The sequence below is a fragment of the Actinomyces provencensis genome, from assembly GCF_900155435.1.
In the GTDB taxonomy this organism is placed as follows: domain Bacteria; phylum Actinomycetota; class Actinomycetes; order Actinomycetales; family Actinomycetaceae; genus Pauljensenia; species Pauljensenia provencensis.
This window is the reverse complement of sequence record NZ_LT700212.1, coordinates 1,736,769-1,759,495: the sequence shown is the minus strand read 5'-3', so window position 1 is coordinate 1,759,495 and position 22,727 is coordinate 1,736,769. Positions and strand designations below refer to the sequence as shown.

At 70.6% G+C, this 22,727-nt stretch carries 18 protein-coding genes and 1 tRNA gene; 13 read left to right on the top strand and 6 right to left on the bottom strand.

Features of this window, described 5'->3' with window-relative positions; genetic code table 11:
* The first annotated feature begins 141 nt into the window (after positions 1 to 141).
* The 3 genes from BQ9890_RS07765 to BQ9890_RS07755 all read left to right on the top strand — a co-directional run bounded on the left by BQ9890_RS07765 (position 142) and on the right by BQ9890_RS07755 (position 4,048).
* Entirely contained in the window at positions 142 to 3,213 is a 3,072-nt protein-coding gene (locus tag BQ9890_RS07765; protein ID WP_075890597.1) for a UPF0182 family membrane protein, read from the top strand.
* A 253-nt stretch (positions 3,214 to 3,466) separates the two neighbouring features.
* Positions 3,467 to 3,901, top strand: a complete 435-nt coding sequence (locus BQ9890_RS07760) for an organic hydroperoxide resistance protein (RefSeq protein ID WP_075890595.1) — start codon at positions 3,467 to 3,469, stop codon at positions 3,899 to 3,901.
* A 70-nt stretch (positions 3,902 to 3,971) separates the two neighbouring features.
* A tRNA-Met gene (locus BQ9890_RS07755) sits at positions 3,972 to 4,048 on the top strand.
* 154 nt (positions 4,049 to 4,202) lie between these two features.
* Here BQ9890_RS07755 and BQ9890_RS07750 read toward each other — a convergent pair.
* Together BQ9890_RS07750 and BQ9890_RS07745 are read right to left on the bottom strand one after the other, a co-directional pair.
* Positions 4,203 to 4,802 carry a GNAT family N-acetyltransferase gene (locus BQ9890_RS07750; RefSeq protein WP_075890593.1) on the bottom strand — a complete coding sequence of 200 codons (600 nt, stop codon included), beginning with the start codon at positions 4,800 to 4,802 and terminating at the stop codon, positions 4,203 to 4,205.
* Positions 4,799 to 5,728: a LysR family transcriptional regulator gene (locus BQ9890_RS07745; RefSeq protein WP_075890591.1), complete on the bottom strand. Its 930-nt coding sequence runs from the start codon at positions 5,726 to 5,728 to the stop codon at positions 4,799 to 4,801. The genes BQ9890_RS07750 and BQ9890_RS07745 overlap by 4 nt, the downstream gene beginning before the upstream one ends.
* 109 nt (positions 5,729 to 5,837) lie before the next feature.
* Between BQ9890_RS07745 and BQ9890_RS07740 the strand changes: the two genes are divergently transcribed.
* The 5 genes from BQ9890_RS07740 (at position 5,838) to BQ9890_RS07720 (ending at position 15,039) form a co-directional block, all read left to right on the top strand.
* Positions 5,838 to 6,701, top strand: coding sequence for an aldo/keto reductase (locus tag BQ9890_RS07740; RefSeq protein WP_075890589.1), 864 nt, complete (start codon positions 5,838 to 5,840; stop codon positions 6,699 to 6,701).
* 124 nt (positions 6,702 to 6,825) lie between these two features.
* Positions 6,826 to 7,761 (top strand): aldo/keto reductase, encoded by a 936-nt coding sequence (locus BQ9890_RS07735; protein ID WP_075890587.1) that lies wholly within the window; start codon positions 6,826 to 6,828, stop codon positions 7,759 to 7,761.
* A 976-nt stretch (positions 7,762 to 8,737) separates the two neighbouring features.
* Positions 8,738 to 9,571 (top strand): IS5 family transposase, encoded by an 834-nt coding sequence (locus tag BQ9890_RS07730; RefSeq protein ID WP_078062322.1) that lies wholly within the window; start codon positions 8,738 to 8,740, stop codon positions 9,569 to 9,571.
* Between the two features lie 487 nt (positions 9,572 to 10,058).
* Positions 10,059 to 12,377 (top strand): DUF6777 domain-containing protein, encoded by a 2,319-nt coding sequence (locus BQ9890_RS07725; protein WP_075890585.1) that lies wholly within the window; start codon positions 10,059 to 10,061, stop codon positions 12,375 to 12,377.
* Positions 12,378 to 12,738: 361 nt separating this feature from the next.
* A complete protein-coding gene (locus BQ9890_RS07720) occupies positions 12,739 to 15,039 on the top strand; it encodes an MMPL family transporter (protein ID WP_075890583.1) in 2,301 nt (766 codons plus the stop codon).
* Between the two features lie 227 nt (positions 15,040 to 15,266).
* Here the strand turns inward: BQ9890_RS07720 and BQ9890_RS07715 are convergent, their stop codons facing one another.
* The gene (locus BQ9890_RS07715) at positions 15,267 to 16,163 is read right to left on the bottom strand and encodes an ArgP/LysG family DNA-binding transcriptional regulator (RefSeq protein ID WP_075890581.1); all 897 of its coding nucleotides are present in this window, start codon (positions 16,161 to 16,163) and stop codon (positions 15,267 to 15,269) included.
* Positions 16,164 to 16,249: 86 nt separating this feature from the next.
* Here BQ9890_RS07715 and BQ9890_RS07710 point away from each other — a divergent pair, with 86 nt between their 5' ends.
* The 3 genes from BQ9890_RS07710 (at position 16,250) to BQ9890_RS07700 (ending at position 18,492) form a co-directional block, all read left to right on the top strand.
* The gene (locus BQ9890_RS07710; protein WP_230297874.1) at positions 16,250 to 16,996 is read left to right on the top strand and encodes a LysE/ArgO family amino acid transporter; all 747 of its coding nucleotides are present in this window, start codon (positions 16,250 to 16,252) and stop codon (positions 16,994 to 16,996) included.
* A complete protein-coding gene (locus tag BQ9890_RS07705; protein ID WP_078062321.1) occupies positions 16,980 to 17,858 on the top strand; it encodes a PQQ-dependent sugar dehydrogenase in 879 nt (292 codons plus the stop codon). The genes BQ9890_RS07710 and BQ9890_RS07705 overlap by 17 nt, the downstream gene beginning before the upstream one ends.
* Positions 17,859 to 17,943: 85 nt before the next feature.
* Positions 17,944 to 18,492 carry an isochorismatase family protein gene (locus tag BQ9890_RS07700; RefSeq protein WP_075890577.1) on the top strand — a complete coding sequence of 183 codons (549 nt, stop codon included), beginning with the start codon at positions 17,944 to 17,946 and terminating at the stop codon, positions 18,490 to 18,492.
* Here the strand turns inward: BQ9890_RS07700 and BQ9890_RS07695 are convergent.
* Both BQ9890_RS07695 and BQ9890_RS07690 read right to left on the bottom strand, forming a co-directional pair.
* The gene (locus tag BQ9890_RS07695; RefSeq protein WP_075890575.1) at positions 18,482 to 19,261 is read right to left on the bottom strand and encodes an alpha/beta hydrolase; all 780 of its coding nucleotides are present in this window, start codon (positions 19,259 to 19,261) and stop codon (positions 18,482 to 18,484) included. The two genes, BQ9890_RS07700 and BQ9890_RS07695, sit on opposite strands and share 11 nt — an antisense overlap.
* Positions 19,258 to 19,614 carry a hypothetical protein gene (locus BQ9890_RS07690; protein ID WP_075892902.1) on the bottom strand — a complete coding sequence of 119 codons (357 nt, stop codon included), beginning with the start codon at positions 19,612 to 19,614 and terminating at the stop codon, positions 19,258 to 19,260. Before BQ9890_RS07690 ends, BQ9890_RS07695 begins: the two co-directional genes overlap by 4 nt.
* A gap of 394 nt (positions 19,615 to 20,008) precedes the next feature.
* On the opposite strand from BQ9890_RS07690, the gene BQ9890_RS07685 reads away from it, so the two are divergent.
* Positions 20,009 to 20,662, top strand: coding sequence for an MMPL family transporter (locus BQ9890_RS07685; protein ID WP_456047837.1), 654 nt, complete (start codon positions 20,009 to 20,011; stop codon positions 20,660 to 20,662).
* Between the two features lie 782 nt (positions 20,663 to 21,444).
* Here BQ9890_RS07685 and BQ9890_RS15310 read toward each other — a convergent pair.
* Positions 21,445 to 22,086 carry a hypothetical protein gene (locus BQ9890_RS15310; RefSeq protein ID WP_143226279.1) on the bottom strand — a complete coding sequence of 214 codons (642 nt, stop codon included), beginning with the start codon at positions 22,084 to 22,086 and terminating at the stop codon, positions 21,445 to 21,447.
* A gap of 86 nt (positions 22,087 to 22,172) precedes the next feature.
* Between BQ9890_RS15310 and BQ9890_RS15645 the strand changes: the two genes are divergently transcribed.
* Positions 22,173 to 22,364 carry a hypothetical protein gene (locus BQ9890_RS15645; protein ID WP_154671905.1) on the top strand — a complete coding sequence of 64 codons (192 nt, stop codon included), beginning with the start codon at positions 22,173 to 22,175 and terminating at the stop codon, positions 22,362 to 22,364.
* The last annotated feature ends 363 nt before the right edge of the window (positions 22,365 to 22,727 follow it).

The window sequence follows — 22,727 nt, the reverse complement described above, 5'->3', positions numbered from 1 at the left end:
GTGCGGAACCGGGCGAGCACGGCAACGCTGCCGGGCCCGCGCGTGGCATCGGTGGGGCCGGGACCTGCGGGCTCCGGCGGGGCAGGAAGCGCGGACGCGGATAGAATGGGTCGGACGACTGTCTACTGAGAGGACGACGCGGTGAGCGCCTTCCCATCCCCCCGCCCACAGCCGAGGAACCCGAAGAGGGGTGCCTCCGACGGGCCGAACCTCAGGAGCCCCGTGGCGATCACACTGTTCGTGATCGTCGCCATCGGTGTGTTCATCTGGGCGGCCTCCGGCTTCTGGACCGAGATCCTCTGGTTCGAGCAGATGAAGGCCGAACGCATCATCTGGACACGGTGGGGGACCATGGCGGCCCTCTTCGTCATCGGCTTCGCAGTGGTGTTCGGGGCGATGGCGTTCTCCCTGAACTGGGCCTACCGCAAGCGCCAGCCCACCATGCGCGGCGAGGGCGCCGCCAACCTGCGCGCCTACCAGGAGGCGATCGCACCGCTGCGCTCGCTGATCTTCTGGGGCGTGCCCGTGCTGCTGGGCCTGGCGAACGCCGGGAGCCTCGCCTCGCAGTGGCAGACGGTGCTGACCTTCCTCAACCGCACACCCTTCGGCGAGGTGGACCCGCAGTTCGGCATCGACCTCGGGTTCTACGTGTTCACGCTGCCGCTGCTGGAGGTCATCGCCTCCTTCCTGCTCAACATCCTGGTCTTCTCCCTCATCGGCGCGGTCGTCGTCCACTACCTCTACGGGTCCATCGCGTTCAGCCCCCGGCCACACGCCTCCAAGCCCGCGCGCATGCAGATCGGACTGCTGGGTGCCGGCATCTCCCTGATGATCGGCGTGCGCTACCTGCTGGGCTGGTTCAGCCTGCTCACCAAGCAGGGTGACCCCACCGACGGCGCCCTGTACTCCGACATCCACGCGGTGCTGCCGGCACGCGCCATCCTCGCCGTCATCTCGGTGCTGGTGGCCGTCCTCTTCGTCGTCGCGGCCTTCCGGGGCACGTGGCGCCTGCCCGTGACGGGTGTGGTCGTCACCGTCGTGTCCTCCCTGGTGATCGGCGGCATCTACCCGGCGCTGATCCAGCAGTTCCGGGTGACCCCGAATGCGCGGGAGCTGGAGTCGGAGTTCATCCAGCGCAACATCGACGCCACCCTGAAGGCCTACGGGCTCGACGACATGGAGTTCCAGACGTACGCGGCCAAGACGGATGCGGAGCCGGGCCAGCTGCGCGAGGACTCGGAGTCGACCTCGCAGATCCGACTTCTCGACCCGCTGGTGATCTCGAAGACCGTCCAGCAGCTGCAGCAGTCCAGGCCCTACTACGGCTTCGACTCGGGGATGTCCGTGGACCGCTACACCGTGGACGGGGAACGGCGCGACACGGTCATCTCGATGCGTGAGTTGAACCTGGATGGGCTCTCCTCGGAGCAGCAGACCTGGGTCAACCGCCACACGGTCTACACCCACGGCTTCGGCGTGGTCGCCGCCTACGGCAACTCCGTGACCTCCGACGGTCTGCCCTCCTACTGGGAGCAGTCGATCCCCTCCGTCGGTGAGATGGGGGACTACGAGCCGAGGATCTACTTCTCGCCCTCGTCCCCGGACTACTCGATCGTGGGTGCGGAGGACGGGGCGGACGCCCAGGAGCTGGACTACCCCGACGACAACGCGCCGGGCGGACAGGTCCGCACGACCTTCACCGGTGACGGTGGGCCCAGTGTCGGCAACTTCTGGAACAAGCTCCTCTACTCGATCAAGTTCGGGTCGACGGACATCTTCTTCTCCTCCCAGACGAACTCCGCCTCGCAGATCCTCTACGACCGCAGTCCCCTGCAGCGCGTGGCCAAGGTGGCGCCGTACCTGACACTGGAGCAGAAGCCCTATCCGGCGGTCGTGGACACGGACGGTGACCCCTCCACCCCCAAGCGCCTGGTGTGGGTGGTCGACGCGTACACGACCTCGGACTCCTACCCCTATGCGGAGCACCAGGCACTCGACCAGTCCACGGTGGACTCCCAGTCGAACACACCCGGGCAGTTCATCCAGGCCAACACCGTCAACTACATGCGCAACTCCGTCAAGGCCGTCGTCGACGCCTATGACGGGTCGGTCAGCCTGTACCAGTGGGACAAGGACGACCCGGTCCTCCAGACCTGGATGAACGTCTACCCCGGCACGGTCAAGCCGATCTCGGAGATCTCCGGTGACCTCATGAGCCACCTGCGCTACCCGGAGGACCTCTTCAAGGTCCAGCGTGACCTGCTGACCTCCTACCACGTGACCGAGGCCTCCGAGTTCTACACCGGCGGTGACCGGTGGAGGCTGGCGCAGGAGACCTCCACGGCGGCGAGCGCCGCCCAGAGTGACCAGACCGCCACCCAGTCCACGGCCACCACGGTGCAGCCGCCGTACTACCTGACCATGAAGATGCCGAGCCAGGACTCAGCGGAGTTCTCCCTGACCTCGGTGTTCGTCCCCGGTGGCGAGTCCAGGCGTGAGGCGATGGCCGGGTTCCTGGCGGTCGACTCCGAGACCGGGTCCGAAGCGGGCAAGGTCCGTGAGGGGTACGGGAAGCTGCGCCTGATCGCACTGCCGTCCTCGACGACGGTGCCCGGGCCCGGACAGGTCCAGAACGCCTATGACTCGAACCAGTCGATCGCCACGCAGCTGAACCTGCTGAACCAGTCCGACTCGACGGTGATCAGGGGCAACCTCCTGACGCTGCCGGTGGGTGGTGGACTGCTGTACGTGCAGCCCGTGTACGTCCAGGGCAAGGGCGCGGCCTCCTACCCGGTGCTGCGTTCAGTCCTGACCGCCTTCGGCAACCAGGTCGGTTTCGCCTCCACCCTGGAGGAGTCACTCGACCAGACCTTCGGCGGGGACTCCGAGGCGACGGTGGCGGGCAATGGCGACGCGGACTCGGGTGACGACGACGGTGGGACCACCGGGCCCAGCAGTGCCCAGGAGCGGCTCAACCAGGCCCTGGTCGATGCGAGCAATGCCATGAGGGCCTCCGACGAGGCCCGCCAGTCGGGTGACTGGGCGGCCTACGGGGCTGAGCAGCAGAAGCTCGATGACGCCCTGGCCCAGGCCCTGGCCGCACAGCAGGAGCTCGGCCAGGACGTCTCGGGGGCCGTGACCCCGGGGACTGACGAGGGCGGCGCGCAGTCGGGTGAGGACACCGGCACCGACTCCGACACCAACGACGGCTGAGAAGACGTCAGGTCCGGGGGGCCGGGTGCGGTGACCGAGTTCTGGTCGCGCACCCGGCCCCCCGGCGTTCGGAGGTCCCTGCTCCCACGGCTCCCCACGTGGTCCCCCGGACCCTGCCCCCGCTGTCCGGGGGGGACCCGGTGGGCGGGTCGACACCGACGAGGAACAGGTGGGTCGACGAGGGCGGCACAGGGGCATGCCGGACCGGTCGTGACCATTGTCCGGGGCACGTCGTTCACGTAGCGTGGAGCACATGGACGCCCTCTACACCGCAGAAGCCCTGTCCACCGGCGCGGGACGCAACGGTCACGTGGCCACGTCTGACGGCACCCCTGCCGGCAGCCTGGAGCTGGATCTGGCGATGCCGGTGGCGCTGGGTGGGTCGGGCGAGGGCGTCAACCCCGAGCTGTTGTTCGCCGCCGGCTACGCGGCGTGCTACCACAACGCGCTGCTGCGGGTGGCGCGGGAGTCCGGCGTCAGGGTCAGCGACACCGCGGTGGGGGCGCGTGTGGGGATCAACCCGAAGGAGGGTGGTGGGTTCACCCTGGCGGTGGAGCTGGAGGTCGTGGTCCCCGGCCTGGAGCACCAACGGGCCCAGGACCTGGCGGAGGAGGCACACCGGGTGTGCCCGTACTCGAATGCGACCAGGGGGAACATCCCGGTGGAGATCGTCGTCAGTGATTCCTGAGGCGGAGAGGTATGTCACCGCAGCTTGTGTTGAAGTGCCGGTGGGTGGCGGGTAGTGTTGTGTTCACCGACGCGGGGTGGAGCAGTTCGGTAGCTCGCCGGGCTCATAACCCGGAGGTCGCAGGTTCAAATCCTGTCCCCGCTACCAGTCGGTTGGACCCGGTCCCGGAAGGGATCGGGTCCTTCCTGTATGCGGGCATGAACGGGGCGGGCATCCATCCGCGTTCCACGTCGTAGCGGGGCATGAGGTCCTCAGGGCCCACCCCGAAACGGGCGGCGAGGGGGCGAGGCGGAATCCCGCCTCAGTCCGTCCCGGGCCGACCGTGGAGCTGCCGCCACTCATCGGCCAGGATCGACATCCAGATCTCGTCGACGTACTCGCCGTCGAAGGCGAACGCGTCGCGCTTGACACCCTCCACGACGAAGCCGACCGTGGCGTAGACGTGCCGCGCGCGCGGGTTGAAGGCGAAGACGTCGAGACCGATCCGGTGCAGCCCGATCACCTCGAACCCGTGGCCCAGGATCAGCCGCGCGGCCTCGGTGCCCAGACCCCTGCCACGCCCCTCGGGCCCCATCAGGGTGCGGAAGCTCGCGGAGTTGCTCGACGGGTCGAACTCGTTGAGCACGACCTCACCGACGACGGTGTCGCTCGCCCTGTCGACGACCGCCAGGTCGAGTCTCCCGTCGACCTGTGCGCGGGACGCGTACCACTCCCGGGTGCGGTCATCGGCCAGTGGGCTCGCCCGGTGGATCTCCTCGGTCGACGTGACCGACCCGGTGAGCCGGAGGACCTCCGGATCGGCGAGGATCCGCGCCATGACATCCACGTCGGCGACATCGAAGGGACGCAGGACCACCAGGTCACCCTCGAGCGTGGGCTTGGGGACCCAGCGTGAACTCATGCGAAGGACCCCAACCCGTCCCGTGTCCGCGCCGTCGCCCCGTCCTCCGCCGTCCCGTCCAGTCCGAGGATCTCCAACAGGCGCGCCGCCGAGGACTCCGCGCGTGTGCCGGTGATCGCCGAGACCACCCACGACGGTGTCAGGCCCGCCGGCAGGGGGAGGGCGACCAGGCCGCTCGCCTGCGGTTTCTCGGCGACGTGCTGGGGGACGAGGGCGATGCCGAGTCCCCGGTGGATCAGGTCGAGGAGGGTGTGGATGTCGTCCACGGTGCACCGGATCCTGCGCTCCACCCCCTGGGCCGTGCATGCGGCATCGTTGAGGGAGCGCACTCCCCACGACTCGCGGAAGTCGATGAACTCGTGGTCGCGCAGGTCCGACCATCCCACCGTGGACTCGCCGGCCAGGGGGTGCCCCTCCGGGACCAGCAGGACGATGGGGCGGCGGCCGATCTCGATGCTGTTGACGACGCCCAGGTGCTCGGTGGTCGCCACGAACGCTACGTCGAGGGCGTCGGCGTGCACTTGGTCGACGAGGTCGTGCGACCCGGCCTGGGTGAAGTGGATGTCGACCAGGGGGTACCTGCGGTGGAACCGCTCCAGCAGGGGCGGCACGTCGACCAGCCCGAGGCACTGCTCGGCACCCACCCGCAGCCGTCCGGACAGTGAGTGCGTGGCACGCACGACGGCGTCCCGCCCCGCCGAGGCCTGGGCGACGGTGGTGCGGGCGTAGGGCAGCAGGGCACGGCCCGCGTCGGTGAGCGAGACGCTGCGGGTGGTCCGGGCGAACAGGGGGGAGGCGAGCTCCTCCTCGAGGCTGCGGATCGCCGCCGAGAGGCCCGACTGGGACACGCCGCAGACAGCGGCCGCCCTCGTGAACTGCCCCTCGTCCGCCAGGGCGACGACGTACTCCAGTTGGCGAAGCTCCATTGACCGCTCCCGCTTCTGAATCGGATGACTCTGAGTTGTTTTACTTGTAGGTTGCTCCCGCCTACCGTAGACGCAACCGCACATCCTCGACACCAGGACTGGAGCGAACATGCAACGACGCACCATCGGTTCCCGCGACGTCAGTGAGATCGGCCTGGGGGGCATGCCGATGTCGATCGAGGGCCGCCCCGACGAGGCACGCTCGATCGCCACGATCCACGCCGCCCTCGACGCCGGCATCACCCTCATCGACACCGCGGACGCCTACCACATCGGCCCGGACGAGGTCGGGCACAACGAGCTGCTCATCGCCAAGGCCCTGCGCACCTACGGGGGCGACACCAGCGACGTCCTCGTCGCCACCAAGGGCGGACACCTCCGGCCCGGGGACGGCTCCTGGACCGTGGACGGCCGCCCCTCCCACCTCATCGACGCCGCCAAGGCCTCCGCCAGGCGCCTCGGGGTCGACACCATCGGCCTCTACCAGTTCCACCGCCCCGACCCCTCGGTGCCCTACGCCGAGTCCGTGGGCGCCCTGCGCGACCTCCTCGACGAGGGCGTGATCGCCATGGCCGGCATCTCCAACGCCTCCGTCGCCCAGATCGACGAGGCCGACGAGGTGCTGGGCGGACGCCTGGTCTCCGTGCAGAACCAGTTCTCCCCGAAGTTCCGCTCCAGCATGGGGGAGCTGCGCCACTGCGCCGAGCTCGGCATCGCCTTCATCCCGTGGTCGCCCCTGGGCGGCATCCGGGCGGCCGGGTCCGTGGGATCCGCCCACCGCGTGTTCGGCGAGGTGGCCGAGGCGCACGGGGTCAGCCCCCAGCAGGTGGCGCTGGCCTGGGAGCTCGCCCTCGCCCCCGTCGTGGTCCCCATCCCCGGTGCCTCCCGTCCTGCGAGCATCCGCGACTCCGCCAGAGCGGCCGACCTCGAACTCACCGCCGACGAGGTCGAGCGCCTCTCGACCACCGAATGAACCGGCGGCGGGCGCCCTCGTCATCCGTCACCCGTCACCACGGCCGGAGCAGCGCCGCCCGCCGGACCGGCGTCACCCGGCCACACACCGTCCGACCACACACCCACCACCGCTGAGGAGCACCATGAAGACCTTCACACTCCCGGGCACGGACATCACCGCCCCCAACGTCGTCCTCGGACTCATGCGCATCGCGGAGAAGTCCGACGACGAGATCCGCGAGCTCGTGCACTCCGCGCGCGACGCCGGCATCGACTTCTTCGACCATGCCGACGTCTACGGCGACGAACTGCACGAGTGCGAGCGCCGCTTCGCCGAGGCCATGCAGCTCACCCCCTCGGAACGCGACGGGATCACGATCCAGACCAAGGCCGGCATCGTCAAGGACGGGCCCTACTTCGACTTCTCCCGCGACCACCTCGTGGAGTCCGTCGAGGGGTCGCTCGCCGCGCTGGGGACCGACCACATCGACATCCTCCTGCTGCACCGCCCCGACGCCCTCGTGGAACCCGAGGAGGTGGCACGCGCCTTCGACGAGCTCCAGGACGCGGGCAAGGTCCTCAACTTCGGGGTCTCCAACCACACGCCGCGTCAGATCGACCTTCTGCGCAGGCACGTGCGCCAGCCGATCGTCGCCAACCAGCTGCAGTTGTCCATCACGCACGAGCCGATCATCGCCCAGGGGGTGGCCGCCAACATGCTGGCCGAACCCCAGTCGGTGACCCGCGACGGTGGCGGCATCGTGGATTACTGCCGCCTCAACGACATCACCATCCAGGCCTGGTCGCCCTTCCAGGCGGGGTTCTTCACCGGCGTCTTCCTCGGCTCCCCCGACTACCCCGAACTCAATGCGGCCATCGACCGCATGGCCGCCACGTACGACGTCTCCCCGATGGCGATCGCCACCGCCTGGATCACCCGACATCCCGCGCACATGCAGGTCGTGCTGGGGACGACGACCCCCGACCGCGTCACGCAGGCGGCCGCCGGGTCCGACCTGCCGCTCACCCGCGCCGAGTGGTACGAACTGTTCCGCACGTCCGGGCACCTCGTGCCCTGAGGCGTTGGTCGGGTCCGGCACCCGGCCGGGCCCGACACGGTTGGCAGGGCCGCGCCACGAGGAGAGACGGGTGGCGGGGAGGACTACGCTCAGGTGCTCGGGCGTGGTCCGGTCGTGACCTCTGCACAGGTCCGGACGGGGTCTCCCACCGTTCGGCAACCCGCAGCGCGGCAGCAGCACGTCCCCACCGGAACCGTGGCCGTCCGACGTGGCGACGCGCCACCCACACCTTCGACATCCAGGAGCACACGGAGCATGGGGATGGGACGAGCACAGTCATTCGAGGGTCCCTCCCGCGATGCCGGGGGTCCGTCCTCGACGGGCACGGGTCGACAGCCTGCCGCGCACCCGACGGGGACGAGGGCGACCACGGGTCACGCACCCGCGTCCACCTCCACCGCCGACGGTGCCGCGAGGCCCCTGCATGCGGACGGGGACGACCGCAGGCTGATGGTTGGGGCGGTCGACGGCCCGGTATCCGCGCCGGCGTCGCGTCCGGGGCAGGGGCTCGTGCCGGGACCCGTGTGGCGGTACCGCTCCGAGGGCGGGGACACGGGCGGCTCCGGGGACTCGGGCGGCTCCGGGGATTCGGGCGCAGCCGGTGGCGACCTCCGCGCCACCCTGCCGGGCGCACCGGTGGAGGGCACCGTGGTCCGCGAGGGGGACGTGCTCGAATACGCCGTGTTCGCCGTGCTCGACCGCTCGCAGGCGGACATCCGGGACGCGTACGCCGCCACCGCGGTCGCCCTCGACGTCCTCTTCGACGACGGCTCGCGCCTGGGGGACACGGCACCGTCTGACCAGCACGGGGTCGTGGTCGCGCCCGGGGCGCAGCACGCGTCCAGGACGGTCTCGGCCGACCAGTGGACCTTAGAGGTTCCGCCGATAGGTGGGGGTGTGTCGTTGTGGGGCTGCGGGCATGAGGCCTGCTACACACGGTTTCGACCAAGAAATCAGTGCTGCCAGGGGGTTCCTCATGCCCGCTCTTCCATCTTCCATCATCGAACCCATCTGGGACCAGTTCCGCGCCCTGATTCCACCCGTGGTGGACACTCACCCCCTGGGATGCCACCGCCCCCGGGTGGATGCGCGCATCGTCTTCGACAAGCTCATCCAGGTCCTCAAGTGGGGCATCCCCTATGAGGGAGTGGCGGATACGACCTGTTCAGCCACCACGATCCGGCGGCGCAGAGATGAGTGGATTCAGGCCGGAATCTTCCAAGACCTCGAGGACCTGTGCCTGAAGGCGGCAGACAAGATGCTCGGCCTCCAACTGGAGGACCTCACCGTGGACGGGTGCATCGTGAAAGCACCGTGCGGGGGTGAAGCCGCAGGACGGAGCCCCGTTGATCGGGGCAAACAGGGCACGAAACGCTCCCTGATGATCGAGGGCCAAGGTCTGCCCATCGGGTTCGTCATCGCAGGGGCCAACCGGCCTGACTCACCACTCCTGGAGGAAACACTGGAGCAGGTGGCCCGCTTCGGGTTCGACCTGCCCAACGAGATCACGGTCCACCTCGACGCTGGTTACGACTCGAAGAAGACCCGCGACCTCTTGGACACCCTGGGGTGCGACTATGTCATCAGCAAGAAGGGCGAGCCCCTCCAAGCCGGGAAACGCTGGATGGTGGAACGCACGAACTCCTGGCACACCAGAGGCTTCCGCAAACTCCAGATCTGCACCGAGAAACGCATCCGCGTCATCGATGCCTTCATCCGCCTCGCGAACTCAGTCATCATCACCCGACAACTCATCCACCGAGCCTGGACCACCCACCGCTGGGACACCCGACCCACCCGAAAACCATGACCTATTGGCGGAACCTCTTAGGTCTTTCACGGCGCCCCCGGGGTGAGTGGGTCGATGGGATGGGGGAGGAGCCCCAGCACCGTGCCCCAGAGTAGTTTCCCGGCCGTGCCCGCGGTGGGAGTGGGTCCCTGGACGGTCCACCGGATGTCCCGAGAGGGGTCGCCGGACCGGAAGTTCGCATTTTGAACAGAACCGTGGAATGTGACCTAGGTCCCTGTTAGGCTCACTGACACCTGTCGCGGGTTGACGTCCGTCTTCCACATCCTCGGGTGGCACCCCTCCGGCGGCGCAGTCCCGGTCGCGCCGCCAGAGCCGCCCTCCGAGCTGCCTCCCCGAGCTGCCTCCCCGAGTTGTCTGCCCGAGTTGCCTCCCCCAGATGAACGTCCCCGCTGCACCTCTCCAGCAGCGTCCCCGGGGACCCGGAGCCCCGGGGCCCCGAAGTCCCGGAGTCGTACGTCCCCCCGTCGCATGTCCCGAGGAGACCCCCATGGACGACCCACCCCCCACCGCCGCCCCCGTCCCCTCCTCCGCGCCCACCCGCAGGTCCCGTCGTCTCCCGGCTCTCATCGCCGCCGCCCTCGCGCTGCTCCTGGTGGTCGGTGGGGTCGTCTTCTGGAACCAGGGCCGCAGCTCCGAGGCCGTCGAACTCGAACCCGCCGCGGCGGCGGGGCCGGCCCCCTTCGTCGATGCAGCTGCGGAGTCAGCCCCCGCCACCTTCAGCAGCACCCTGAGGGCCGGCGTGGAGGAACGCAGCTCCGCCCTCACGGCCGATGCGACCACGGGCGTGCGCTCCACCGGCGGTGACACGGAGGGCCTCTACGCCCACTCACCGACCACCACCGTCTGCGACGCGGCGGCCCTGGCCGCGCGCCTCGGCGCCGACACCGCGACCGCCTCCGCCTGGGCCCGGGCCCGGGGGGTGCCGGTGGACCAGATCGGGGAGCACCTGGCGGGGCTCTCCCCCGTCCACCTGACGGTCGACACCCTGGTCACCAACCACCGTTTCGAGGGCAACGGTGCGGTGGCGTTCACGGCGCTCCTGCAGGCCGGCACGGCCGTCCTCGTCGATGCCCGCGGACTCCCGGCCGTGCGCTGCGCCTGTGGCAACCCCCTCCTCCCGCCCGCGACGGGGACCGTCGTCCGGGGAGCGACGTTCCGGGGGACGGCCTGGGACGGCTTCGACGCGGGCGCGGTGCACGCCGTGTCGGCGGCACCCGACCCCATGGACTCACTCAGCGCCCTGCACGTGGACACCGCGGCCGTCGTGGAACTCGCCGCCGGAGGCATCGAGGGGGAGACGGATCCCCTCCTCCTGGTGACCGTCGAGGACGCCACCGTCAGGGACGGCATCATGGAGCCTGCGACCACGGGCTCGATCCACGTCTCCGAGGACGGGGCGACCTGGGAGAAGGTCTTCGACACGGGCCCCCTCTCCGACGTCGACGCCTCCGAGGGGCTCGCGGTGGCCGTGGGGCACACCGACTCGGGCGGCATCATCCACACGAGCACGGACGGGCGGACCTGGTCGGACCCGCTCGAGGTCATCGACCCCCTGGTGGACGTCGCCCACGGTGACGGCGTGTGGGTCGCGGTGGGGGACCGCTCCTTCGCCGAGGAGGGCGGTGCGGGTGACGGCTCCGCGGGCGCGGTGTACCTGAGCGAGGACGGGGCCTCGTGGGAGCGCGTCGCCACCACGGACCCCTACGGGAACAGTCGCCTGGCGAGCTCGGGGAAGGTCATGGGCCAGATGGTGCGCTCCGTGGGGTACGGCGACGGACTGTGGGTGATGACGGCCACCGAGTGCGCCTACCGCATCTGTGAGCTGGTGGAGTTCACCAGCGAGGACGCGCGCACCTGGACCCGCCACCACCTCGACTCCGAGATCCTGGACATGGACGTCCACCACGACGGCCGGACCTGGGGCTTCGTCGGGTCGGAGCGGGACCCCACGGGCATCGAGGAGAACATGGCGGAGAAGGACCGCCCCCTCGGACTGGCTGGCACCAGCGTGGACGGGACCACCTGGCAGACGGGTGCGACCCGGCCCGACCGTCCCCACCTCACCGGGCTCAGTGCCGGGCCCGACGGGTGGTACGCGGTGGACACGCCCACCTACGGCTCCCGGGGGAGCGCACCCTCGCGCGGCGAGGTCCACCACAGCGACAACCTCGAGACCTGGACGCTGCTGGGCACCGTGGCCGAGGGGATCTCCGGGATCGCGGTGCTCACCGGCCAGGACTCCTCGACAGCCTCCACGCCCGCTCCCGGCCCCAGCGCCACGAGCAGCGCCCGGTCGACACCGCAGGCCGTGGGAGTCCTCATCCACACCGCCGGCATCTCCGTGGACGACGGGTCCGCCGATGCGCCCGTCATCCCCTACGAGGGGCCCGCCTCCGCAGCCGTGGAGGCACTGACGCAGGCGCTGGGGGAGCCGGTGGCCGCCTTCGACGAGGGCGACGGCTACTGCTCCGGTCCGACGACCGCACTGTCCTGGAACGGGCTGACGATCCGGCACGAGGGCACCGACGCGTCCGGCACGTGGTGGCTGGGACTGGCGGGAGGGGCGGGAGACCTCCCCACCCTGCCGGTGGCGACACCGGAGGGAGTGACCCTGGGGATGGCCGTGGCGGAGGTGGCCCAGCGCGCGCCGGCGGCGACCACCGAGTCCTGGGCCCACGAGGGCGTCACCTGGGAACGCTTCCTGCTCGACATCACGCAGGACGGGGAGAAGGGCACCGAGGTCATGGCCGAGGGGGGAACGGTGCGTTCCATCGCCGCCCCGGTGTGGGTGATGGGTGACTGCTGAGGNGTCGATGGCGACGAAGCCCTCGCCCTCGGGCAGTATCCAGCCGAGGAGTTCTCCGTCCCCGGAGCGCCGGTGCTCGATCCAGTCAGGGTGCATGGAGTCGAGGGTAGCGCTGCCCGCCGTCCGGCTGGAGGTCATGGGCGCCTGGGAGAGGCTCGGGCCACTGAGGTCCCGGCCGGAGGAATGGGTGCCCTGCTGCGGAGCGCGGGTGGTGTGGGGGCGTGAGCAAGCTCGCCAGCCGGTGGGGGTCTCCCCGTGGTGGGGTGCGCCCCCCCTCGGTAGCGTTGTCGGGTGTGGCGCGGCACCCGGTCGGTGGAACGGCGGGACCGGCGCCCCCGACAACCGCAGCTGAGGAGTCCCGTTGTTCGATCGCATCGGTCGGGTCGTCACCCGCCGCCCCGTCCTGGTCGTGGTCACCTGGGTGTTGCTGGTGGCGCTGGCGGGCACGGCGGCCCTGTGGGGATTCGGGCAGGGCGGTCTCTTCGACCAGATGAAGACCTCCGACTTCGTGGTCCCCGGCTCCCAGTCCGAGAAGGTGTCCGAGCTGACCTCTGGCAACGGCTCCGATGACTCCGGGACCACCAGCACCGTCGTGGTCTCCGGACTGGACCTGGCCGCGGAGCCCGCAGCCGTCGCCGAGTTCGTGGACGGGCACCGCAGCCTCCTCGAGGTCCGGGGTGTCGACTCCGTCGTCGATCCCTTCGCCCTGCCCGATCCCACCTCCCAGGAGGCCCGGGCCCTGATGTCCACGGCCGGTGACGGGTACGTCGCAGTGGTCGCCCTCGTCGACGAACCCGGAACGGAGGCGGGGGACGCCGCCCAGGCGGCACTGGCCGGGGCGGTGGACTCCTACCGGGACGCGCTGCGCGACCAGTTCCCGGGCGCCGAGGTGGAGCAGGTCTCCGAGCACGTGATCTCGGAGGCGATCCTCGACCAGGTCCGCCACGACCTGGTTGCCGGGGAGCTGGTGGGGCTGCCGGTGGCCCTGCTGATCATGGTCATCGTCTTCGGGGGTCTGCTGGCGGCGGGGATGCCGCTGTTGGCTGCCGTGTGCGCGATCGCGGTCGGCACGGGAGCCCTGTGGGTGGCGACGTTCGCCACCGGCATCGACTCCTTCATCCTCAACGTCATCTCGATCATCGGGGTGGCGCTGTCGATCGACTACGGGCTGCTGGTGGTGAGTCGCTTCCGTGAGGAGACGAAGGGTCTCGGACCGGGTGCGGGCGGGGCGGTGCCCGGGGGACTGGGCGGGGCACAGGGCGGGGCGGGGGACGGAACGACGGGCGGGGCGGGGAGATCGGTGGGGAGTGCACCCGGGCGCGACGCGATCGCCGCCGCGGTGCGACGCTCGGTCGCGACCGCCGGGCGCACCGTCACCTTCTCGGCGGTGACCATCGCCTTCGCCATGGTCGGCCTGCTCGTCATGCGCACCCACGTGCTGCGCACCATCGGGTTCGGCGGGATGCTCGTGACGCTGCTCGCCCTCCTGGCCTCCGTCACCCTGGTGCCGGCGCTGCTGACCCTGCTCGGTGGGCGCATCCTGCGACCCTCGCCCGTCACGAGGGTCCCCGGGCTGCGTCGGGTGGTCGCAGCGGTGGGGGACTCCTCCGGCGACGACGGCTTCTTCTCCCGCCTGGCGCGCAGCGTGCACGCCCGCCCGTGGTGGGTGATGGGCGCCAGTGCGCTGGTGCTGGTCGCCATGGCGCTGCCGCTGAAGGGCCTGGAGCTGCGCAACAACTTCACCGACTACATCCCGACGGGCACGCAACTGCGGGCGGCCTTCGACACCGTCCAGGCGGACTACCCGGCACTGGCCGTGCCCTCGGTCCAGGCGGTGGCCGACATGCCGGTGAACGGGACCCAGGACCTCGTCGAGCAGGTGCGCGACATCCCCGGGGTCGAGGACGTGCGCGTGGCGGAGCTGGGATCGGACCCGTCGATGAGCGTGCTCGACGTGCGCGTCGACGCCTCCGACCCGGTGGGGGAGGAAGTCACCGATGTCATGCTCGCCATGCGTGACCTGGACCCCGGTCACGGGTGGTGGGTCGGGGGCGGCGCCGCCCTGCAGCACGACTTCACCCACGCCCTCGTCCAGGACGCCCCCGGTGCCCTGGCCGTCGTGGCGGCTGCGGTGCTCGTGCTGCTGTTCCTCATGACGGGTTCCCTGCTGGTCCCCGTCAAGGCCCTCATCATCAACTCCCTGTCCCTGTTGGCCTCGCTCGGTCTCACGACGCTGGTCTTCGAGCACGGGCTCTTCGGCGTGCCCCGGACTCAGGGGTTGGAGACCTTCATCGTGGCCTGCATGGTGGCCTTCGGGTTCGGGTTGGCGATGGACTACGAGGTCTTCCTCCTGGCCCGGATCAAGGAGTACTGGGACCAGGGCCTGGACAACGACACTGCGGTGGAGCGCGGGCTCCAGCGCTCCGGGCGCATCATCACCTCTGCGGCGGCGATCATCATCGCGGTCTTCATCGGGTTCACCGCCGGGCAGATGCTGGCGATCAAGCAGATCGGTGTGGCACTGGCGATCATGGTCGCCACCGATGCGACGCTGACCAGACTGCTGTTGGTCCCGGCCACGATGACCCTGCTGGGACGGTGGAACTGGTGGGCTCCGGCACCGTTGCGGCGCCTGCACGAGAGGTTCGGCCTGCACGAGTGAGGTGGGGGCCTCGCGGCTGCGCGATGGGCTGCGACGGCTGGGGAACGTCGGTCAGCGCGGCGTGTCTGATGGCGTCGGTGTCCGGGCAGTGCAGGGCTCCCGTGCCGCGGAGCTCACCCGGGCTCCGGGGAGACTCCCGGGCTGCGCGAATGGGGACCCTGGGGAAGGATCCTGCCACGGGCCGGATGCCGGCGCCTGTCAGGGGTTCGCCGCGCCGGCCCGGGCTGTCAGGAGTGCTGTGCCCCCTCCAGGGCATCGGTGGCGGCCCGGCGGATGAGGCGGGCGGCCTCGTCGAGGTCCGGGGTGCGCAGTTCCCACTGCTGCCAGTAGAGGGTGACGTCGACATGGGGTGCGCGCTCCGGTGGCTCACCCGAGATGGCTCGGACCCGGCGCTCACCCGTGCCGAACTGGGAGGACATGAGCATTCCCCAGCCGTAGCCCAGTTGGACGGCTTCACCGAACTCTGCTGTGGCGGGCACGACGTGGTGGGGAGGCGTCGCGGGATCGATGCGGTGGCGACGCAGGAAGGTGTCCTGGAGGTGGTCGTGCTCGTCGAAGACGACCACGGGCGCTGCCGAGAGGGAAGCCCTGTTCACCCCATCCGTGAAGTGCCGGGCGACGAAGTCTGTCTGTGCCACCGCGTGGTAGCGCTGTGTCCCCAGCCGGGTGGACCTGCAGCCCTGGACGGGTCGCGCCTGGGAGGTGATGGCACCCATGACGCTGCCGTCGCGCAGCAGCTCCGCGGTGTCGTCCTGGTCCGCGCGGACGAACTCGATGGGTGTGGTCGCCGCCAGGGGCGTGAGCGCTTCCAGGACCCACGCCGAGAGGGAGTCCGCGTTGACCGCGAGCCTCAGGAGGGTGCCGCCGGAGGCGCCCAGTGCGCGCTCCGTGCGGGAGGTGAGCTCGCCGAGTTGGCGGGCCAGCTGGAGCACCGGCTTGCCGGCCTCGGTGACACGCACGGGTCGGGAGCGGCTGAGCAGGACAGCCCCGACGTTGCGTTCGAGGGCCTTGAGGCGTTGGGAGACAGCCGAGGGCGTGATGTGCAGGGTGCGTGCCGCAGCCTCCAGGGTTCCCTCGTCGACGGTGGTGACGAGGGCGCGCAACTGGGGGAGGTCCCATTCCATGACCGGATCATACCAACAGCCGCGCTAATGGAACCCGAGAAACAATCGCTGGACTGTTGAGCCGGGGTCTTCGTAGTGTCTGTCGCATGTGGCAGATCCCGGTACTCGGCACCCCGTTCGCACCGAGCGTCTGCGGCGCGGTGCCGCTCCCGGCGCTCCTCGCCTGGCTGCCCGCGTCCCTGCAAGGTGCCCTTCCCGCGGTGCTGGCCGAATCCCTTCGGGGCGCCCTTCCCGCTCTGCTGTCGGGAACGGCCATGGGCTTCGGACTCATCGTCGCGATCGGTCCGCAGAACGCACTGGTCCTGAGACAGGGCGTGCGTGGGGAGCATGCGGGCGTCGCGGTCGCGGTGTGCATCCTCAGCGACTTCGCACTCATCTCGGCGGGCACGGTGGGCCTCGGGGCGTTGGTCGCTTCCCACCCAGGTCTGCTCACCACGGCCACCCTGGCCGGTGCCGGGGTGCTCGCCGTCTACGGACTCCAGGCGCTGCGTCGGGCGATCGCCCCTGACGCCCTGGATGTCGATGCGAGTGGAGGTCGTGCGAGTGCCCGCTCGGTCGCCCGGCGCACGCTGACCCTCACCTGGCTCAACCCCCACGTCTACCTCGACACCGTCGTGCTGCTCGGCTCCGTCTCAGCCGCACAGCCCGTGCCGTGGGCATTCGCTGCAGGCGCGGGCATTGCGAGCCTGACCTGGTTCTGCCTGCTCGGGTTCGGCTCACGTGCCCTGCGACCACTGCTCGCGACCGGGACTGCATGGAGGGTGTTCGAGGCGTCGGTGGCCCTGGTGATGGGGGTCATGGCCGTCCGTCTGCTCGCTGGCCTGGGTTCCTGACGGTGCGGGGCGGAACTGCAGGACGGGTGCTGCTGTCCGGGGCGGACTTCGAGCCCCGAANGGCGGGGAGGGCGGACTGCTCGGCCTGGCGGTGGATGCCCGCTCCCGCCTGTACGTCTACTCCACCGGCGAGGGCGGCAACCGCGTCCAGCGCCATGCGCTCACCGGCAGTCCCGGGTCCCTGGGGCTGGGGCCCGCGGAGACCGTCATCGAGGGCCTGCCCTCCGCGGGCACCCACAACGGTGGGCGGATCGCCTTCGGACCCGACGGGATGCTCCACGTGACGGTCGGTGATGCGGGGCGCAGCGGGGAGGCCCAGGACCTGGACAGCCTGGCCGGGAAGATCCTGCGCCTGACCCCTGATGGCGCGGTGCCCGCGGACAACCCGTTCCCCGGCTCCCCGGTGTACAGCCTCGGCCACCGCAATCCCCAGGGCCTGGCGTGGTCGGCGGACGGCACGCTCTTCTCCAGCGAGTTCGGCCAGAACACCTGGGACGAGCTCAATGTGATCACCCCGGGTGGGAACTACGGCTGGCCGGAGGTGGAGGGCGCGGGAGGGGACGAGCGGTTCATCGATCCGGTCCAGCAGTGGGCGACATCTGCGGCCAGCCCCAGCGGCATCACCGTCATCGGGGGCACGGTCTTCATCGCGAACTTGAGGGGGAGTGTCCTGCGCAGCGTGCCGGTGGCCGACCCCACTGCCTCGGGGGAGCACTTCGCGGGGGAGTACGGGCGCTTGCGTGACGTCGCCGTCTCACCCACGGGCCGGTTGTGGATCCTCACGAACAACACGGACGGGCGCGGCAGCCCGCGCGAGGGTGATGACCACCTGCTCGAAGTGGCGGTGGTGAGGACGCAGTGAGTGCGGCGGGGTGACGAGCCGCCGGGGGAGCGTGCGGACCCCGCCACCGGAGGCGGACGAGAGTGGGGCCACATACCCTTGTCCCATGTCACTCTTCCCCACCCGCACGGCGAGCGCGCTCCTGGTCATCGACATGCAGAAGGACGTCGTCGCGCACGCGGTCGACGTCGCTGGCGTCACCGCGAGGATCGCGGACCTCGTCGAGCGCGCCCGCGGCGCGGGTGCGCCCGTGGTGTGGGTCCAGCACAGCGACGGGGAGCTCGAGGAGAACTCCTCGGGATGGGAGCTGGTGGACGGGTTGGACCCGGTGGAGGGGGAGGCCCGCGTCTCCAAGCGCTACGGCGACTCCTTCGAGGCGACCGACCTGGAGGAGGTCCTCGACCGTGGAGGCGTGGGGCGTCTGTTCGTCACCGGGGCACAGACGGACGCCTGCGTGCGCTCCACCCTGCACGGAGCGTTCACCCGCGGTTACGACGTCACCCTGGTCGGGGACTCCCACACCACGGAGGACGTCAGCGAGTACGGTGCACCCGCTCCCCAGGAGGTCATCGCCCACACGAACCTCTACTGGTCCTTCCAGGACGCGCCCGGTCGCGAGGCGGCCGTGCTACCCGCCTCCGACGTCACCTTCTGAGCGACAGGGAGCCGGTGGGTCCGGTGGGTCCGGCGGGCATGTCCGCCAGTCGTCCCGTCACCCAGCGCCGCAGCACGGCCAGGTCGTGGGGCGTGTGGAGGTAGTGGCCCGCGGGGATGACCTGGAGCTGCGCGCCGGTCGCCCTCGTGAAGGAGTCGATGTCCGCGCGGGGGACGATGGCGTCCGACCTGCCGTACAGGACGCTGGTGGGGTGGTGCCAGCGCGTGGGGTGGCGCCGGACCCAGGTGAGGTAGGCCCAGTCCAGGGACTGCCAGTCGGCCAGGGGGATGTGGCGGCGGGCCCGCAGTTCGCGCTCACTGACTCCCTGCAGGGTCATCTTCCGGAGGATGAACGCCTCCATGTCGACCAGCGGCGCGGCGAGGAGGGCCCGGTCCAGGGGGCTCTCCGCCAGTGCGTGCAGCGCCATGAACGCCCCCAGGCTGCAGGCGAAGAGGCTGACGCGGCCGTGGGTGGCGGAGACCTCCTGTGCGGCTCCGGCCAGTTCCCCGCAGTAGGCCCAGGGGGTCAGTGCTTCGCGATCGCTGCGGTCCCCGTGGCCGGGCATGTCGACGCTGATGGTCGTGCACCCGGCCAGGGCACCACCACGGGCCACCGCCCGGACCATGGGATCGGCCTTGTGCCCCGACATGCCGTGGACCGCGAGGAGGACGTGCTCGGAGTCGCCGCCCCAGCGCAGCGCCCGGTGTCCGGCCAGGGTGAGGGGTGTGGGTGGATCTGCTGGCCCGGTCAGCTCGCCCGGGCCGGTCATGTGGAGCTGCCGCGGACGCGCAGAGCAGCTGGAGCGGGGAAGGGAAGGGTGTGTGTGGTCTGGGGGACGGTGATGTCGCCCCAGTCCTCCTCCTTGACCGTGACCGCTTCGGTGGACACCTCGACCAGGCGCACCCGCTGCCGGGTCCCGTCCGTCATGCGGAGCTCGTAGGCCTCCGCGAGGTAGCCCAGGCCGAGGTCCTCGAGCGTCCCCTCCGCCTCTGCCCAGTCGAGGGCCGCAGTCCGTGCGTGACCCAGCCGGTCGATGGCGACGAAGCCCTCGCCCTCGGGCAGTATCCAGCCGAGGAGTTCTCCGTCCCCGGAGCGCCGGTGCTCGATCCAGTCAGGGTGCATGGAGTCGAGGGTAGCGCTGCCCGCCGTCCGGCTGGAGGTCATGGGCGCCTGGGAGAGGCTCGGGCCACTGAGGTCCCGGCCGGAGGAATGGGTGCCCTGCTGCGGAGCGCGGGTGGTGTGGGGGCGTGAGCAAGCTCGCCAGCCGGTGGGGGTCTCCCCGTGGTGGGGTGCGCCCCCCCTCGGTAGCGTTGTCGGGTGTGGCGCGGCACCCGGTCGGTGGAACGGCGGGACCGGCGCCCCCGACAACCGCAGCTGAGGAGTCCCGTTGTTCGATCGCATCGGTCGGGTCGTCACCCGCCGCCCCGTCCTGGTCGTGGTCACCTGGGTGTTGCTGGTGGCGCTGGCGGGCACGGCGGCCCTGTGGGGATTCGGGCAGGGCGGTCTCTTCGACCAGATGAAGACCTCCGACTTCGTGGTCCCCGGCTCCCAGTCCGAGAAGGTGTCCGAGCTGACCTCTGGCAACGGCTCCGATGACTCCGGGACCACCAGCACCGTCGTGGTCTCCGGACTGGACCTGGCCGCGGAGCCCGCAGCCGTCGCCGAGTTCGTGGACGGGCACCGCAGCCTCCTCGAGGTCCGGGGTGTCGACTCCGTCGTCGATCCCTTCGCCCTGCCCGATCCCACCTCCCAGGAGGCCCGGGCCCTGATGTCCACGGCCGGTGACGGGTACGTCGCAGTGGTCGCCCTCGTCGACGAACCCGGAACGGAGGCGGGGGACGCCGCCCAGGCGGCACTGGCCGGGGCGGTGGACTCCTACCGGGACGCGCTGCGCGACCAGTTCCCGGGCGCCGAGGTGGAGCAGGTCTCCGAGCACGTGATCTCGGAGGCGATCCTCGACCAGGTCCGCCACGACCTGGTTGCCGGGGAGCTGGTGGGGCTGCCGGTGGCCCTGCTGATCATGGTCATCGTCTTCGGGGGTCTGCTGGCGGCGGGGATGCCGCTGTTGGCTGCCGTGTGCGCGATCGCGGTCGGCACGGGAGCCCTGTGGGTGGCGACGTTCGCCACCGGCATCGACTCCTTCATCCTCAACGTCATCTCGNGTCCTTGAGGGAGTCATCGGCCACCACCTGGCGGCTGGGGTCGGTGGGGGCCTCTCCCTCGACGAGGGCGGGGGCGAGGAAGGACCCGTCGGGGAGCCCGAATGCCGAGGCGTCGAGCTTGGTGCCGGCCGCGTCCTCCACGACGACGGGCGTGGTCAACAGGGTCGAGGTGTCGGGTGAGCTGGGCACGGCCGCGACCTGGTCCTCGGAGAGGCGGGACGCGGAGACGTTGTTGTTGGAGGCTTCCGTCAACACGATGCTGGTCGCCCTCCAGTCGTCCACGGCAGAACGGTAGGAGTGGGCGAGCCCGCCGGCGAGTGCTGCCAGGAAGAAGGTCAGGTAGCTGACCAGGGCGATCACCGCGATGATGAGGGCGAACTTGGTGGGTTGGTGGCGGATCTCGCGCAGGGCCAGGAACACGGGTCTCCCCTCGACGGTGGAAGCCCGGTCGGGCTCTCACGGTCGAATCTGACACAGTGTCGCGAAGGCGGCAAGCGGAGGGCGCGTGATGTGCCGCGTCTTCCATTCCGGTGGGCGTTGGCCCGGTGGGCGTTGGCCCGGTGGGTGTCGGCCCGGGTTCTGTTGGCCCGGTGGGTGTCGTCGCGGAGGCCGTCTCGGGAGTTGCTCGGGGCGGCCCACCTGGCCCGGGAGGCGGCCCGGGCCAGGGGTCTGTGGGGTCAGGGTGTCGGGTGGGCGCCTGGCCGAGCGCGTCGGGTGGGGCGGATGGGTGCGGCAAGTGGGGGTGAGGGGTGTGGGGGTTGGGCTGTGAGTGGGGGGATGGGTTGGCGGGTCAGGCGTCCACGGTGGAGGCGGACTCGCCCGTCGGTGCGAACACGGTCCCTGTGCTGGTCCCTGTGCCGGCCCCCGTCCCTTCCTCGGTCCCTCCCGGCGTCCCGCCCTGGTCCCCGGAGTTCCCCCCGGGGCCCATCTGCTCGTTCCCAGTTCGGGGACCCATCATGTCGGAGGTGCCCCCCAGTTGGTTCGAGATCTGGGAGACGGCGACGGTGTGCCCGATCGCGTATCCGCCCACGCCTCCTGCCACCAGTGCCACTGCGGCCGCCCCCGCCAAGACCTTCACACCGAAGCGCCGCGCGGACCATCCCGGCCCCCGGGGTTCCGCAGGTGCGGCGGAGTAGGCAGATCCCCCGGGGCCGCCCGGGTCGGTCGCACGGTCCCAAGCCTGCACGCCCGTCGCCAGGACCGTTGAGGGCGCTGGCGCTGGGGAGTACGCAGTGCTCGGAGGGGTGTGCACCGGGCTCCCGGCGGCGTTGCTCCCGGTGCTCGATGTGGTCTGGGCCCACGGATTTGCGCTGACGGGCTGACCCTGCTGGGTGCCCTGGTGGTGTGCCCACTGCTCCTGGGTGCCCGGAGCTGTCGTTGGCGCGGGGGTGGGGTTCTGGCTGCCGGGAGTGGTGATGTTCTCGTTGGTCACGGAAAGAGGATGCTTCCCCGAACCAAGGGAACTCGGGGAGTGGGCTGTGAATGGGCTGAGAGGGCTCGGTGCGAGCCTTCCGGGCGATGGGAGCAAGCCCCGATGCCAGTCGGGCATGGTTCGAGGTCGAGGTCGAGGTCGAGGTCGAGGTCGAGGTCGAGGTCGCGGTCGTGGTCAAGGTCGCGGCGGTGGCGGCTCTGGCGGTGGGGCGTTGTTCCCGATGGGTGCGCGTGGAGGGGCGGACCCTCATTGCCGATGAGACCCCCGGCACGCGGTGAGGTCGTGCGCGAGGCAGCATCGGTGACTCCTCGACAGACAATGTGGGCGCCGAACTGGACACTGCCGGTCATTGCCTGTGCGTCCATGCAGGTCACGGACCACCTCGCGGGTCACCCCCGCACTGAAGTGCCGACATTGTCTGCCGTGGCGAGGCAGTCCCCGCCGGACGAGGGCGGCCCGGGCCCCGCGTGTCACGGTGTGTGCGGAAGAAGCGAGCCCCGACGGTTCAGCGAGGCGTCCTCGGGGGTCCTGAGGGGAGGTGCCTGCAGGGCATGCCTCGGGGTGCGGCGGGTGCGTGCTTGAGGGGAAGTGCCTCGGCGTCCCGAGGGGCCCCGCTTCGGGGGCGTGGCGCGGCGTGCGCG

Bases quoted from the DNA above. Each gene is read 5' to 3' on its own strand.
- BQ9890_RS07760 (WP_075890595.1), top strand. From the start codon at position 3,467: ATGGACGCCCTCTACACCGCAGAAGCCCTGTCCACCGGCGCGGGACGC.
- BQ9890_RS07750 (WP_075890593.1), bottom strand. From the start codon at position 4,802: ATGAGTTCACGCTGGGTCCCCAAGCCCACGCTCGAGGGTGACCTGGTG.
- BQ9890_RS07745 (WP_075890591.1), bottom strand. From the start codon at position 5,728: ATGGAGCTTCGCCAACTGGAGTACGTCGTCGCCCTGGCGGACGAGGGG.
- BQ9890_RS07740 (WP_075890589.1), top strand. From the start codon at position 5,838: ATGCAACGACGCACCATCGGTTCCCGCGACGTCAGTGAGATCGGCCTG.
- BQ9890_RS07735 (WP_075890587.1), top strand. From the start codon at position 6,826: ATGAAGACCTTCACACTCCCGGGCACGGACATCACCGCCCCCAACGTC.
- BQ9890_RS07730 (WP_078062322.1), top strand. From the start codon at position 8,738: ATGCCCGCTCTTCCATCTTCCATCATCGAACCCATCTGGGACCAGTTC.
- BQ9890_RS07725 (WP_075890585.1), top strand. From the start codon at position 10,059: ATGGACGACCCACCCCCCACCGCCGCCCCCGTCCCCTCCTCCGCGCCC.
- BQ9890_RS07715 (WP_075890581.1), bottom strand. From the start codon at position 16,163: ATGGAATGGGACCTCCCCCAGTTGCGCGCCCTCGTCACCACCGTCGAC.
- BQ9890_RS07710 (WP_230297874.1), top strand. From the start codon at position 16,250: ATGTGGCAGATCCCGGTACTCGGCACCCCGTTCGCACCGAGCGTCTGC.
- BQ9890_RS07700 (WP_075890577.1), top strand. From the start codon at position 17,944: ATGTCACTCTTCCCCACCCGCACGGCGAGCGCGCTCCTGGTCATCGAC.
- BQ9890_RS07695 (WP_075890575.1), bottom strand. From the start codon at position 19,261: ATGACCGGCCCGGGCGAGCTGACCGGGCCAGCAGATCCACCCACACCC.
- BQ9890_RS07690 (WP_075892902.1), bottom strand. From the start codon at position 19,614: ATGCACCCTGACTGGATCGAGCACCGGCGCTCCGGGGACGGAGAACTC.
- BQ9890_RS15645 (WP_154671905.1), top strand. From the start codon at position 22,173: ATGGGAGCAAGCCCCGATGCCAGTCGGGCATGGTTCGAGGTCGAGGTC.